The organism is Paenibacillus sp. FSL K6-2862 (assembly GCF_038005125.1).
Taxonomy (GTDB): domain Bacteria; phylum Bacillota; class Bacilli; order Paenibacillales; family Paenibacillaceae; genus Paenibacillus; species Paenibacillus illinoisensis_A.
This window is the reverse complement of sequence record NZ_JBBOSN010000001.1, coordinates 2,541,430-2,555,165: the sequence shown is the minus strand read 5'-3', so window position 1 is coordinate 2,555,165 and position 13,736 is coordinate 2,541,430. Positions and strand designations below refer to the sequence as shown.

The 13,736-nt window shown below is 43.3% G+C and carries 18 protein-coding genes and 1 pseudogene; 1 reads left to right on the top strand and 18 read right to left on the bottom strand.

The window, feature by feature from the left end; translation table 11 throughout:
- Positions 1-380: 380 nt before the first annotated feature.
- The 18 genes and pseudogenes from MHB82_RS11885 to MHB82_RS11800 form a co-directional block, all read right to left on the bottom strand.
- Positions 381-926, bottom strand: a complete 546-nt coding sequence (locus tag MHB82_RS11885) for a GNAT family N-acetyltransferase (RefSeq protein ID WP_110822540.1) — start codon at positions 924-926, stop codon at positions 381-383.
- Between the two features lie 51 nt (positions 927-977).
- Positions 978-1,472 carry a hypothetical protein gene (locus MHB82_RS11880; protein ID WP_341174728.1) on the bottom strand — a complete coding sequence of 165 codons (495 nt, stop codon included), beginning with the start codon at positions 1,470-1,472 and terminating at the stop codon, positions 978-980.
- An 18-nt stretch (positions 1,473-1,490) separates the two neighbouring features.
- Positions 1,491-2,371 (bottom strand): annotated as a pseudogene (locus MHB82_RS11875) (methyltransferase domain-containing protein).
- Between the two features lie 168 nt (positions 2,372-2,539).
- The gene (locus MHB82_RS11870; RefSeq protein ID WP_341174727.1) at positions 2,540-2,887 is read right to left on the bottom strand and encodes a hypothetical protein; all 348 of its coding nucleotides are present in this window, start codon (positions 2,885-2,887) and stop codon (positions 2,540-2,542) included.
- 269 nt (positions 2,888-3,156) lie between these two features.
- Positions 3,157-3,315: a hypothetical protein gene (locus MHB82_RS11865; RefSeq protein ID WP_341174726.1), complete on the bottom strand. Its 159-nt coding sequence runs from the start codon at positions 3,313-3,315 to the stop codon at positions 3,157-3,159.
- 67 nt (positions 3,316-3,382) lie between these two features.
- Positions 3,383-3,946, bottom strand: coding sequence for a GNAT family N-acetyltransferase (locus MHB82_RS11860; protein ID WP_445671256.1), 564 nt, complete (start codon positions 3,944-3,946; stop codon positions 3,383-3,385).
- A 54-nt stretch (positions 3,947-4,000) separates the two neighbouring features.
- Positions 4,001-4,396 carry a VOC family protein gene (locus tag MHB82_RS11855; RefSeq protein ID WP_341174725.1) on the bottom strand — a complete coding sequence of 132 codons (396 nt, stop codon included), beginning with the start codon at positions 4,394-4,396 and terminating at the stop codon, positions 4,001-4,003.
- A gap of 673 nt (positions 4,397-5,069) precedes the next feature.
- Positions 5,070-5,651 (bottom strand): GNAT family N-acetyltransferase, encoded by a 582-nt coding sequence (locus tag MHB82_RS11850; RefSeq protein ID WP_341174724.1) that lies wholly within the window; start codon positions 5,649-5,651, stop codon positions 5,070-5,072.
- 73 nt (positions 5,652-5,724) lie between these two features.
- A complete protein-coding gene (locus MHB82_RS11845) occupies positions 5,725-6,483 on the bottom strand; it encodes a creatininase family protein (RefSeq protein WP_341174723.1) in 759 nt (252 codons plus the stop codon).
- A gap of 83 nt (positions 6,484-6,566) precedes the next feature.
- Positions 6,567-7,064, bottom strand: a complete 498-nt coding sequence (locus tag MHB82_RS11840; protein ID WP_341174722.1) for a GNAT family N-acetyltransferase — start codon at positions 7,062-7,064, stop codon at positions 6,567-6,569.
- A 34-nt stretch (positions 7,065-7,098) separates the two neighbouring features.
- Positions 7,099-7,350 carry a hypothetical protein gene (locus MHB82_RS11835; protein ID WP_341174721.1) on the bottom strand — a complete coding sequence of 84 codons (252 nt, stop codon included), beginning with the start codon at positions 7,348-7,350 and terminating at the stop codon, positions 7,099-7,101.
- 10 nt (positions 7,351-7,360) lie between these two features.
- On the bottom strand, positions 7,361-7,762 hold the full coding sequence (locus MHB82_RS11830) for an NUDIX hydrolase (RefSeq protein WP_341174720.1): 402 nt from the start codon (positions 7,760-7,762) through the stop codon (positions 7,361-7,363).
- A gap of 229 nt (positions 7,763-7,991) precedes the next feature.
- Entirely contained in the window at positions 7,992-9,074 is a 1,083-nt protein-coding gene (locus MHB82_RS11825) for a Gfo/Idh/MocA family protein (protein WP_341176624.1), read from the bottom strand.
- A 66-nt stretch (positions 9,075-9,140) separates the two neighbouring features.
- Complete coding sequence (locus MHB82_RS11820; RefSeq protein ID WP_341174719.1) at positions 9,141-10,313, bottom strand: Gfo/Idh/MocA family protein; 1,173 nt, start codon at positions 10,311-10,313, stop codon at positions 9,141-9,143.
- Positions 10,310-11,200, bottom strand: coding sequence for a sugar phosphate isomerase/epimerase family protein (locus tag MHB82_RS11815; protein ID WP_095358533.1), 891 nt, complete (start codon positions 11,198-11,200; stop codon positions 10,310-10,312). Before MHB82_RS11815 ends, MHB82_RS11820 begins: the two co-directional genes overlap by 4 nt.
- A 268-nt stretch (positions 11,201-11,468) precedes the next feature.
- Positions 11,469-11,966, bottom strand: coding sequence for a metallophosphoesterase family protein (locus MHB82_RS11810; protein ID WP_095358534.1), 498 nt, complete (start codon positions 11,964-11,966; stop codon positions 11,469-11,471).
- A gap of 33 nt (positions 11,967-11,999) precedes the next feature.
- Positions 12,000-12,434, bottom strand: a complete 435-nt coding sequence (locus tag MHB82_RS11805; protein ID WP_110822552.1) for an Rrf2 family transcriptional regulator — start codon at positions 12,432-12,434, stop codon at positions 12,000-12,002.
- A gap of 41 nt (positions 12,435-12,475) precedes the next feature.
- Positions 12,476-12,853, bottom strand: a complete 378-nt coding sequence (locus tag MHB82_RS11800; protein WP_095358536.1) for a DivIVA domain-containing protein — start codon at positions 12,851-12,853, stop codon at positions 12,476-12,478.
- Positions 12,854-13,107: 254 nt separating this feature from the next.
- Here MHB82_RS11800 and MHB82_RS11795 point away from each other — a divergent pair, with 254 nt between their 5' ends.
- Positions 13,108-13,674, top strand: coding sequence for a TraR/DksA C4-type zinc finger protein (locus MHB82_RS11795; RefSeq protein ID WP_095358537.1), 567 nt, complete (start codon positions 13,108-13,110; stop codon positions 13,672-13,674).
- Positions 13,675-13,736 lie beyond the last annotated feature (62 nt).

Here is a 13,736-nt window from a genome sequence, read left to right as displayed (position 1 = left end):
TGGTTGATTCCATACCGATATTTCTCTGGTACACAAGTAGGATACAAGTTGAATGTAAGAAGAATGATTTGGTAAATCACCGAATTTGTAAAACATTTGAGGGTATTAGTAATCATAAAAATGCATAAAAATAATAAATTATAGATATATCACTATATTCAGGGATATTATTCGTTTAATTCTGAGTGGAAGGAGAAGTGTTGATTTACTCATATTGGAGGGATAGGTTTACGTTTTCGAAAACCAAAAAAGAAGCAGAAAATGAACGGATGCACCATGTACCGTCATTGTCTGCTCATTCAATTTAATAATGTGGAAATAAAGCTGTGAAGGTTCTATCTTCTATTTAAAACCCTGAGAATCATAAGCTGCGTTTATTCCTATTCTCTTTTTACAATTCCATAATAGATCAGACTTTCGTATTGGCCCTCTTTCTTCACATGATCCATGAGGACACCTTCCTGGGTCATACCTACCTTTTGAAGAACTTTTCCAGACGCCGGATTCGAAGCAAAGTGTCGTCCATATACTTTATGAAACCTCTTCACATGAAAGGCAAAGTGCAACATCGCTTGTGAAGCTTCTGTCGCATAACCCTTTCCCCAATACGCCTCACCGGTCCAATAAGCAATTTCGCCAAGATCATACCGATGATCACAAGATAAGGCTATCGCTCCGTATAGTGTTCCTGTTGCCCTATCGCAAATCGCAAATTCATAGTGTTTCTCTTTCTCAAAATTCTGTCGGTGATGCTGAATCCAGGATAACGCACAATCCAATGTATAAGGGTAAGGTAACGTAAGCGTGCTTTTATAAATATTGTAGTTGTTACACAGCTCAGTGACAGCGGCAGCATCGGATTCCTCGAACAATCTCAGGCACAGCCGCTCCGTAGTCAAATTTTGTTGAATGTCATCATACTGCATGAGGGCCCTTCCTTTCCATTGATGCTTAGCTATTGATTCTCTTCACAACAATTATGAATGGATTAACTCCAATTTTTTGTTATCCGTTAAGATGATCAGTTTATGATGGTATGGTTGCAAACTTTTTTCAAACTCCACTCGATTTCTCTCAAAATCCCTTGTCCATTTGTACATCATTCTTAACATCTGTACATCAGATGTGTAATGACTCTTTTCAATTCCTAGATTTTGTTTGATAAATCGCAAAAAGATTCTCGTTTTTCTTTTCCACAAGGGTGTATCCAAAAAGATAATGGTATCTGCCATGTCCCATAAGCATCGGTAAGATTCCCGATCCGTTCCTTCGAATATCCATGCTCCGAGACGGTCAATGTCCTGAATCACCGCAATTTGCTCATCCGGTGTTCGTTTATTTCTTCCATGAGGTGTCTCATGATGGACGATCGTATCCAGCTCATACCACGGTATATTTATCTTTTGAGAAATTTCCTTAGCCAATGTTGTTTTGCCACTCGCCACAATACCCAGGATTAGAATCTTTTTCATTTAAATCTCTCCTACGAATTACGCTCTTTGGACCGTTCCGAACGAAATTTTCATACTGGGTGCATACGTTAGCCAGGACTCCTGATTAAATCTCTTGGAAAACATTAATTCAGCTTCATACTGTTCGCGTGCTTCCTCTGGCTGTAATTCTCTATTCACTAAGTTGTCTAAGCTCTCATCAGAATCACCAGGTTCCTGGCCAAACCCTTCCTCTCTCAATGAACCAAACAAAGCGCTTTTGCTCTCCATATCCATGTTCTGATCCAAAATATTAACCTTATCACTCATCCTGCACTCCACGTTCTGTAATCCCAATTGACTCATTCGTATAGGCAGCTTTATCCAATGTTTCCATCCTTACCTGTACGTCTGTAATCGTTCTCAAATAGCGTTTGCAGGACGCCTAGCTTAACTAAACGGCTTTGTTCAACACCATCCAGATGACAGTTCGCCATATTACCAATCCAATGAGGTTCGAAACAGATGACTTTTCCTTGATCCTTTACACTTTCAATCATCTTCTGTAGGATCACTTCTGAGTTATTCATATGTAATAAAAAAGCATGACTCACGGCAATGTCATACTTCTCTTCTACGTCTAACTGTTCAATGTCACTGGATATAAACTCAGTCTGAAACGGAATGTTTGAGAATGTCTCCCTCGCTTCTTTTATCAATTCCTCCCCCTTGTCCACTCCCGTATAGCTTGAGCCTTTAGGTAACAAAGGAAGTAGTTTAAGACCTAGGTAACCGAATCCACAACCATAATCAATAATGCTTACAGGATTGGTAATTTTCCACACACGCTGTACAAGAAATTGCAGGTAATCGTCATTATAGTAGAGCCCTCGCGTATTCCTCAGATATTCAATTTTGTTGTCCCAGTAATATTCAGACATCATTCCATGCTCCCTTCCTTTGGTACGTTTATTTACAGAACTGTTGGTACATCGTTATTTACTGTTCCCTTAGTTCATTTGGAAGTCTTACCATGAATCGATCCTGGTTTCTATGGAATTGATACTGTTCGTATAGTTCATGTGCATCTAATGTTCCGAGTAGTCCCATTACATTAATTTTCTCCCTAAAAATAATGCCACTCTGTGTTCTTTATAAATTGTTCCGCCTGATCTATCAATTGAATTTTTAATCTTATCTAATAAGATATCTCTTGGTTTATCGGGAAGCTGTCTATGCTTCGAATTCGTGTTAAGTAATGCAACGTAGTCGCCGCTTGAATATGTAAGAATTTCACTATATTCTCGCACCATTACATTGGAAAAGATTCCTGTCTCCTCCGTGATTGCTCTTCTTTCTTCGATGGTTTCTTCGGGGGGGTGGAACGTTGAATCGTCCAAATGTGGTGCAAGTTCTTTATAGTGAGATCGTATTTCGTTATGGAGCTCATCAAACATGGGCACATGTATGGTCCAAAAAAAGGCAATCGAACCCGAACTCTCAAGAACTTCCCATACTTTACGATAACCAAGCTTAGGTTCGATAAAATGAAATGCTGTGCCTGAAATGGCTAACTTAAAAGGCCCCCTTCACCGTTCCATTCTTCAAACGAGCTATGAATCACCTTAATCGTTTCATAGGATTTAAATTTCTTTGCAGTGAACTGGGCCAAACTGTCACCGTATTCAATACAGGTAATTTGTTTGTAATCTCTTTCGACCATTCCTCACGTGGCTTGGCCTGTCCCGCAACCAATCTCCAGAATTTTGTCTTCCCTGTTCAGATTTGAATAATCAAATATATCGTTATACATTTCATTTGGGTAGGTAGGTCTATATTTTTCATATTCATTTGCAATTGAATTAAACGTCTCTTTATTCTCCAATTCAATAACCTCCTACGATTCTAATTTAATATTCATCTAAATAAACTGAAGTGAATGGCAAGTATAATCAAAATTGTTCGGTAATCCATTCCTCTCTTAATAATCCCATACGGATCGAATCATAGTATGTATTATTGTAGAAGCGGCACTTCCGAAGTCTTCCTTCCAGCTGCATGCCCAGTTTCTCTGCAACCTTCATCATTCTTTCATTACCTGACCAAGTCGTTAATCCTACTCGGACTATAGGTAGCTTATTAAACAAATAGTCAATCCACATCTTCAAAGCAGCCGTTCCATATCCACCATTCCAATACTCAGGTTTATATATGACGATCCCCACTTCCATCCAATTGGACGGTTTGTGCTCCCAATAATAATTCACTGTGCCTACGATCTCATCATCAACTTGAATGATCATTCTGTGTGAGGGCTCACCGTCTTCTAGCATTTCCTTACTCGTATATTCTTGAAATACAGCATAACTGACATGCTCCAACGGAAAATAAGGTGCGTCCCACTTTTTCCACTCCGGTTGTTCTTCACCATATATCAGCTCGTAGAGCTCAGGGATATCATCGTGCGCTATCTCCCTAATTAGAACGTTATGATTTAACACCATGGTTTCACTAATGATCATAAAGGGTTAAACTCCTATTCTTTTTCCGATGTATTAGTCCTGTGCCTATCAGTAAATCAGTTCACAATCATGATGTTCCCAAACGTCAAACAAATTCCCATCCAGATCTTCAAACACAAAGAACTTACCATACTTGCCTTCATCACTAATGTTTCTGACGTTAACACCCGCTGTTTTCAGATCGTTATGTAAAGTCAAAATATCATTAGTGAAGAATGTAATTACCCATCTTTTTTGATTGTTTACTTCAAATACAGCTCTGGTATCATTATCACTTTGAATCATATCCAAGATCGGCCTATTCTCCCTAAACAGACTCAGATAGCCTTCTCTTCGATTTCTAATATTGAACCCAAAATGTTTAACAAACCAGCTTGCGGATTGTTCCACGTCGTTAACCGGAATCACATTGTAGGCGATCCCTATTATTTTCCCAACTTTCATAAAGCCCCCCGGATTCGTTTGAAATTTTGTCGATCAATCTCATTCCTATGAATTTAAAAATATATTTTTAAAATGTAGTACTGGGCTTGAGACGCTCTCGGATAAAATACTTGTAAAGACGGTAACTAATAGTTGGTCCCGGTTAACAAATATATATTGTCCTCTCTTGCCTCCCATTCCCATGGCATAATAAGTCTTATCCTGGTCACCGTCTTGCTTCTTGTTATCCAACATCCACCAATGATATCCATACTGCGATTCTGCAAAAGTATTGTGATTCGTTGATGTTTCAATCCAATCTGGAGGGATAGTTGTTTAGAATTCCATTCACCATTTTGTGAATACAGCGCTCCAAATTTCAATATGTCTGCAATCTTCAACCGCAAACCAAATCCACCTATTGGAGTCCCTTGTGCATCCTCATACCACCTGAAATCTTAAATACCTAATGTAAAAATAAGTGCTTTTGGGTAAAATCCGATGTGTTCATTCGGGCTGCCTTCTGCAATATCGCGCTGAGTAAATGTGAATTGCCACAATTATATTTCATCTGAACCCCAGGCAATTTTCTATTTGATCTTTCTTTATCGCCTGATTGAGTTCATATAAGTTAATATTGATGACAACTCCCTTTTGATATAGTTTCCGTAATTGTATACCAATCTATCTAAATTCAATTGCTGACTTCGCTCCGTTTTTCAACAAACTCATCTTTCGTTAATCCAAACAGGATATAATCTAAATATTTTCCGTTAACATAGGCCACCTCGCGGCGAACACCTTCCTGCACACAACCGAGCTTCCTCATCATTCTGGCTGATCCTTCATTTCCTTCAAGAATATAGTCATTGAATTTATGGAGTCTGCGTTCCAGAAACGCATATTTTAATAAGATGTTCATGGCACTTGTGCCATATCCCTTCCCTCGGTACTCCTTATCAATAACAATGCCTATACTGAATGTTCCATTTCTCTCATCGATGCTGTTTAAATTAATGCCGCCTATACTATCGCCATTCAGGTTTTCAATCGTAAACATAATTCTTCCGTTCGTTGAGGAAAAGTCGGCATTTTGTTCAACAAATTTCTTGGCTCCTGATTGAGTAGGCGGCAATTCCACTGCGCATTCCAGCAGAATCCGGGCAGGAGTGTCAAAATCACTGATATAGCAACCTTCCCAGTCCTCTTCCTTTATCGCGCGTAATCTTACGTTGTGATCTTGCCAGAAATAATTGGTGTAATCTATCTCTCTCATCTTAACCTCCTGAAGTGTCTGTACTTATGCTCCTACACGACTTCTTGCACACATGTGGTTTGCTTTAAGATTCCTAGCTTTTCCGATCCGTTTTTCGTTGGTACGCTTCATCTAATACCTCTTTCAGCCCTTTACATTTTCTTGATATAAACGTTTCCCAAAATACTCTTCCCTTCTCGGCCATCTCTTCCTTGGTTAATTCTCCCGGCACATAGTTTCCCCAACACCCGTCTTTAGTTAACTTGTCCCAGCCCATAAAATCAGCAAATATTCTATTCCTATCTGGTATTTCAGACCCCATTGATTGTAAAATTACATTCTCTGGGCACAACCACAAAGCGGTACACACGGACATAAAGCCGCCATGTAATTCTTCTATCCCTTCAAAGCCTGCTGCTTTTACTGCTACTGACCATGCATCATGTTGATGATGCGGGTGGATCACCAGAATATCTGGATACTTATAATTGATATGTTTAATAAAAGCCCCTTCCCAGTAAGCACCTCCGTGCCCGGAACAGATCAGAAATTTACAAAAACCCTGTTTGGATAAATTATAGATGATCTCTTCCAGCATGGCTGTTAATATATTAGGGCTTACGGTTACAGTTCCTTTAAAATTCGCATGTTCTTCGGATGTGTTAAAAGGAAGTGACGGGAGAACATAGGCATTAAGTACTTCGCCATAGGCCTTAGCATATTTTTCTGCAATTAATGTATCTAAGTGCATTGGTAAATAAGGGCCGAACTGCTCTGTTGCACCAACGGGTATAACGACGGTATCCAGGTTATGTTCAGTTAATTGTGCAGTGGTGTTCGTATAATCTAACAATATTAATCACCCTTCTTTTTAATCCATTTCATTACTTCATTATCTGTAACTCTATTACGTTCACGAGAATTCAGCTTTAACATCTATAATTCCATTTCATATTTAAGCTGTTTTTTGGTGTTTCCTCCGATTAGTTCAACCTTCTCTTCTGTTTCTTTAAATCCACACTTTTCATAGAACCCTCTTCCTATATCATTGTCTTTCGCTACCCATGCAAACAGATGCTTTATCGGTGCTAACACTTGAATATATCTCTGAATGAAGCCTGTTCCAATTCCCAGCTTGTGATATTCTGGCCGTATATAGATTCGGGTTAATTCATACTCTTCTTCATGAACTTGAGTTGTTTGGGCAAATCCAGCGATGACGTTATTATATTCCGCTATTAAAAACTTTCGTTTGGAACTTTGCAGGTCTCTCTCTACAGAACGACTTAAGTTCTCAGTCGAATAAGCAACATTTAGAAAGTTATGAATGTAATCTTTGGAGTAAATGTCCCCATAAGTAAACATCCACGTAGCATGAGCAATGGTTTGGATATGGGGGATATCCTCATTCGTAACAAATCGATATGTAATCATGTGGTCACCCTTCTTCCAATTCATATTATGACACCTATTTTTCTTTCCTCCGATAACTTCCCGGAAATCCGGAAACGAGCAGCACAAATCCGATAAAAAACAGGAAGTAGACAAGCCAGCCTGATCCATTGTCATTCAATGATACAATCTCTCTTGGATTACCACCGGACGCATAACCTGCTTCAACAATCGCTGCAGATAGTCTTACGGAAATTCGCTCCATGGACGCAATACCTGCACTCCCCAACATCAGCGACGCACCCAAAATTTTATTTGTATTACTCATGTTCATTCTCCTATTCTGCAAATTCAATCAAAAAGGGATGCATCGCGGCATCCAAAGCGTAATGGATTCGTTCCCGGAAATTTCCCCAAGTAATCATTTCATCTGCCTGTTCCAATGTGAAGAAACCGACCGCCTCACTTTCATTACTTGTCGTGAGCGTGCCGCCTACAGGCTTCCCGGTGAAAATATGGTTACATACTCCTCGAGTGATATTTTGGTACACACCACAAAAATGGACCAGATCGATATCAATCCCTGTTTCTTCTTTCACTTCCCGAACGGCGGCTTGCCTTATTGTTTCTCCTTGTTCCACACATCCTTGCGGCATTTCCCATCCCCTTCTCCCTTTCATAAGCAAAATCTCGTTATCTTCATTAAGTACGATTACACTTGCAGAAACGATAAATTTCATAAAAATCACCCCTTGTGTTTGATTTTCTTCCGACTCTCAATTCTAAAAAACATCCTTCAAATCTATACAATCATATTTACTATTATTTTTAACAACTCACCAACTTCATCCATGATAAACCATATAATGCCATTTGCGAAGCCATCTAATAAAAAAAGGCAACCTGGCTACAGGCTGCCCTCTCAACATTGAAGATGACTCATGAACTATTAATTCACTTGAATAACCTTTACTTCGCGCCGCTGCTCCAGACAACTCTTTCACTCATGGCTTTATGCTGGGCAATCAGGCAAAGCTCTGCCGCCTTGAAAGCATGTTCCTGTGTCATAGCTGTCTCCGTCCGCTCCAGACAATCCCGGATGAGATCTCCGAAGAACGGATAGCCCACCTGTCCTTTGACACTGTAACGGTATTCACCTTCATGGTTAACCAGATAGACCTGATCTCCCATCCGCTCTCTCGCGACGTCGATATATTTCCGCAACTCAATGTACCCGTCAGTTCCCAAGATTACAGTACGCCCATCTCCCCATGTCCCGAGACCGTCCGGTGTGAACCAGTCTACCCGGAAGTAACCGGATGCTCCATTGTTTCCAATGAGAGACGCTTCGCCGAAGTCCTCCAGTTCAGGGAATTGTGGATGATGGAAGTTATGCACCCGACTGAATGCCACTTCCGCATCCGTGCATGAAGCGAACGTGAGAAACTGTTCAATCTGATGACTTCCAATGTCACAGAGGATACCGCCATATTTTTCATGTTGGAAAAACCAATCCGGTCGTCCTGGAGCATTCAATCGATGCGGCCCTGTGCCCATCACCTGCACAACCTTACCGATGGCTCCTTGCTCAATCAACTGCCCGGCATAGATTGCACTTTCGACATGCAGGCGCTCACTATAATAAACCATGTATTTCTTCCCGGTCCGTTTAACTTCTTCCCTTGCCTTAGATAATTGGTCCAATGTTGTGAATGGGGCTTTGTCCGTAAAATAATCCTTGCCTGACGCCAAAACCCTCATGCCAAGTGGCGCACGTTCCGAAGTAATCGCTGCTCCGGCCACTAACTGCACCTGATCATCTGCCAGCACTTGCTCTTCCGAAGCTGCGGCCTGTGCTTGTGGGAACTGTTTACGGAATGCCTCCACTTTGGCAGGATCCGGATCATATACCCACTTAAGCGTTGCCCCTGCCTCCAACAAACCTCCAACCATACCATAGATATGCCCATGATCGAGTGCAACAGCAGCAATAGTGAACTCACCAGGTCCGCATACCACCTCTTTTTTCACACTTTTGGGTGCATAAAACATTCCATCCTTAGCCACGTCATCTCCACCTTTTCATTAGATTCAAGTACAACGCTTGATATCAACTGCCTACTTAAATGTTTGTGTCAGGTCCGCAGGCTGACTACCGCTGGAACTTTTGTCTTTCTTGGTGTTCGAACTGGCAATACGCTCCTGCAAATGTTCATAAAATAACTCCTCATCGATGGGCAGCTCAACCCAATTGTCCGTCCAGGTCGAGAGAAGCATCGCATTAGACAAGGTTAATCCGTGTATACCTTCTTCTCCTGGAGCAATAAGAGTTGCACCCGTACGGATGGCGTCAATCCAGTTTCGAATCAGTCCTGGGTGGCCGGATTCGGTACCTGTAATCGGAACTTCACACTTCCAGCATTCCGGCTGTCCAAAACCTCCGGTAAACCGTTTATTGAATTCAGGCTCGGACTCCCGAAGGCGCCAGAAGGTCAGCTGACCATCCTCAATCACGATTTTACCGCGGTCTCCGTTGACCTCAAATCGGTTGGTACCTGGAGCTTCACCCGTAGTTGTTACAAATACGCCTGTTGCTCCGTTTGCGTACTCCACATAAGCTGTCACATCATCTTCCACTTCAATATCCCGGTACTTGCCAAACGAACAGAATGCACGCATTCGCACAGGCATCATGCCAATGGTCCACTGCCACAGATCAAGCTGGTGAGGATCCTGATTGATCAGCACGCCGCCTCCTTCACCTGCCCAGGTTGCCCGCCAACCGCCGGAGTCATAGTAACTCTGGGATCGGTACCAATTCGTGATGATCCAGTTCGTACGTCTTACTTCCCCGAGTTCTCCAGAAGCAATAAGATCTCTCAGTTTGATATACAGAGGATTTGTCCGCTGATTATACATCATGGAAAACACTTTGCCGCTGGCTGCAGCAGCTTCGTTCATCTTGCGCACCTGTTTAGTGTAAACGCCGGCTGGTTTCTCGATCATGACGTGCAAACCGTGCTGAAAGGCCTGGATTGCCTGCTCAGGGTGATCATAATGAGGTGTTGCAATAATGACCGCATCTATGGTGCCGGATGCCATCATCTGCTCCGCATTCTGCCAGTAACCGACCGAAGCCGGGAAATTACTGGCCACCCAGCTCTCCATTTCCTTTCGGACATCACATACGGCTACCAACTCCGCACCAGGCACATCTCCGGCAATGAGTGTTCTGGCATGTGCTGCACCCATGTTTCCAATACCAATTACGGCTACTCGAATCAAACTCATACCTGTACCTCCTCTTCCAGACGACGCTCGATTTCGCCGAATACCTCAGCAAAATGCTGCAACATCGCTTGGGAATTAAACTCTCCACTGAAATCTTCAATACCGTAGTATCCGTCATATCCCACTGATTTCAGATCACGGAACACTTGCATCCAATCCACGATACCTTCAGTCAGCGGTGACCAATGACATCTCCATTTTGCGGATACAGAACTCTCCGCACTCTCTCCGTTTTGTTCCTCCTTGTACCAAGCTGCATTCTTCACATGGACGTGAGCAAGGTAAGGACCCAAAAGTTCCAGCCCCATACGATAATTCTCATATCCTTCGTGTACCATGTTGCCTGGATCATACAACACGCCAACATGCTGGGCATCCAGCGACTGCACCAGTCGGTAGGCCAGTGAAGCGGTTGGAGCGATCGTCTGGTGATGCGTCTCTACCACGGCTTTGACGTTATACTGTTGAGACATCTCCTGCACTTCGGATAAATACCTAACGGCTTGGCTGTAAAGCTCGGGATAACTAGTTTTACGATCATATCCCGGCACACCTACACGCATCATGGATGCACCCAAATCAGCCGCTGCCTGAAATGCCTGCTCTGTCGCTTGAAGATCTCCACAGCTCAGATACGGTACCAGTGCTATGGAACGTCGACCATGTTTTGCAGTCGCTTCACGAAAATCAGGGACCTGTTCCTCCCACTTGGCAGGATCAATTGAACTCCGATTATGCCTCCAAAAAGAAGGTTCCTCTGTACGTGCGTCTTCCGGTATTCCGCGGAACCTCCACTCGATTCCGTCGATACCTGCTGATGCTGCCGCTGCAGCCAGTTCTTCTGCGTTCAGGTCAGGCGTCGCTACAGTAAATACAGACAGTTTCATCTTGGTCATCTCCTTATGTAAACGTATTCAAATTTATTGGATAAACGAATTGTATCATTCCTGCATATGTACAAATAGTGTTCTGCTCCAACACATGAATAAGAGATAAACATGAGGCAACATTCCCCATTCAGGGATAACTGTAGCTTGGCTGCGGTGGATGTCACCATACTTCTCCAGGGTAATATTCCTACGCAAAAAAACATCCCCATTCAGATGTCCACTCTGAATGGGGATGTATTGGTCATTTCATTAGTTTAATCGTTATCTATTTTCGATCGAAAAACACATGCTCAGCATGCAATTTTCCGAGACGGGTCGTCAGGATTCCGAACGAATACCGCGGCTGACGGCGCCGATCCGTTGGTGAACCCGGATTGAATATCAGCACATCGTTGACGGTATGCATCAAGGGAATGTGCGAATGTCCAAATATGATGGCATCTACCTGCTGACCGGCAAATGTATGAATGGCATTCTGCTCGGTCGTTTTCGATCCCTGGTGCCCATGCACCAGACCTAGACGCAAACCGTCTGCCTCCACGATGCGGGAAAAGCCCAGCTTCTTGCCAATTTCAGGCGGATCCGTATTGCCTGCTACGCCTGCAACGGGAGCATACTCGCTTAGCAGCTTGTATACACTCCAATCCGACCAGTCGCCTGCATGTAATATGAGGTCAGCCTCCGGCAGCACTTGAAGCAGTGGTTCTGGCAGCTGCTTAGCTCTTTTGGGCAAATGCGTATCCGAGATCACGATTATTTTCATATCCAAGCACACCTCCCTGGTTCAGACAATACCCTACTCTGCAGACGGAGGCACAGTCTCCATCTGGGAGCAGGAACGTTCCATATCTTCAAGCGTAATGGATGCGAAGAACTGTTCGACTTTTGCCTCTGCCACCTGATACAGATTCGTCAGCAGACTGTCTATGCGAAGACCAACATCACAATTGGGGTTGCAATTTCCATGAATCGGAAATAGCGGACCTTCGTCCTTGGCAGCCTGATAGATCATGGCCAAGGTAATTTCACTAGCCGGTTTGGCGAGATAAAACCCTCTCGTTCCGGGAGAGGATTCGACCAGACCTGCCTTTTTCAGCCCGCCCAAAATACGCCTTACGACAACAGGGTTGGTGTTGACGCTTCCTGCAATCATTGCAGAAGTGATTCGTTCAGGCGCGCTGAAGGACAACAACAACAAACAATGCACACTGACCGAAAAATGTGTACTCATGATTAACCACCTTTAACGTAATATAATCCTGGTGCTTCAATCTATTCAGGGAACAGACCCTGTTCCGGACGTGCCTTGATTTTCAGCTGCCGTACGCTGTATTCCAGCTGCTTCACAATATCATCCAGCTGTTTGCGATCGATTTTCGTCGGATCATCTACGGGTCTGGCCGTCGACTTAAGATCCCGAATGGTGAGCTGCTGCTCCTGCCATTTATCCATCAGATCGGCAATATTGGCATAAAAGCGTTCGTAATCCTTGATGACCAGGTCAAGATATGCATCGACTTCATCCGGATCATAGCCACGGAGCTTATAATTGAATTGTTTTTCATGAATTGATAAGGCATCGAGCTGTACGCCCAGTTGTTTAAACAATTGTCTCTGTTTATCCAATCTTCGTTTCATATGTTCATCCATCTTGACAACCTCCATTATAAGAAAAAACGTCTATCGACGTATATTCAAAAGTAGCCGGGACCGTCTCTTCAAGGAGCACGGTGCAATACGACTTCGCGGGGAAATCGCGGCAGTTTCTCTCTCTATTTTTTATAACACATTATCGGCCAGATATAAAATCAAACGCCTCTTCAAGGATGCAAAATGATTGTATACCGCTAAAATCGGGTAAGGACAGACTACACACCCCTAAAGCGGGAAAGGAGCATGTCGTTATGAGTACATTAACCAAAGATCAACTTCAGGAACTGAAGAGCGCCCTTCTGGAGCAGCGTGATAATCTGCAGCGTCATTTTGAATCCAACATGGAAGATGGAGCTCCGGCCGAGTCGCTTAAAGATTCTACAGGCGAGCTTTCATCATACGATAATCACCCGGCTGATGCGGGGACGGAGACGTTTGAACGCAGTCGTGATCTGGCCATAGACGATACATTAACGGATGAATTTAACCAAGTGATCGATGCATTGGAGCGTATGGAAAAAGGAACCTACGGAACATGTGTCACTTGTGGACAGGATATTCCGTTTGAGAGGCTTCAGGCCATTCCATACACGGCGTACTGTATTGACGATACACCGAACCGGGAGCTCAGCAACGACCGCCCTGTGGAAGAGCAGGTGATGACTATGCCCCCAACTGGTGCCGGAGAGGTCAGACAGCGAAATGCTGGCAAGTTCGATCATGCCGAAGCCTGGGAAGCTGTTGAGGATTACGGTACATCCAATTCGCCAGCTACCGCAGCCAAACGAGAAGTTCGGGATTACGATGAGAACATGTAGTTCTGACAATGATTGTCGGCCTCTCTCCATGTATATAAGGTATAGTTGAGCCGTCACCATTG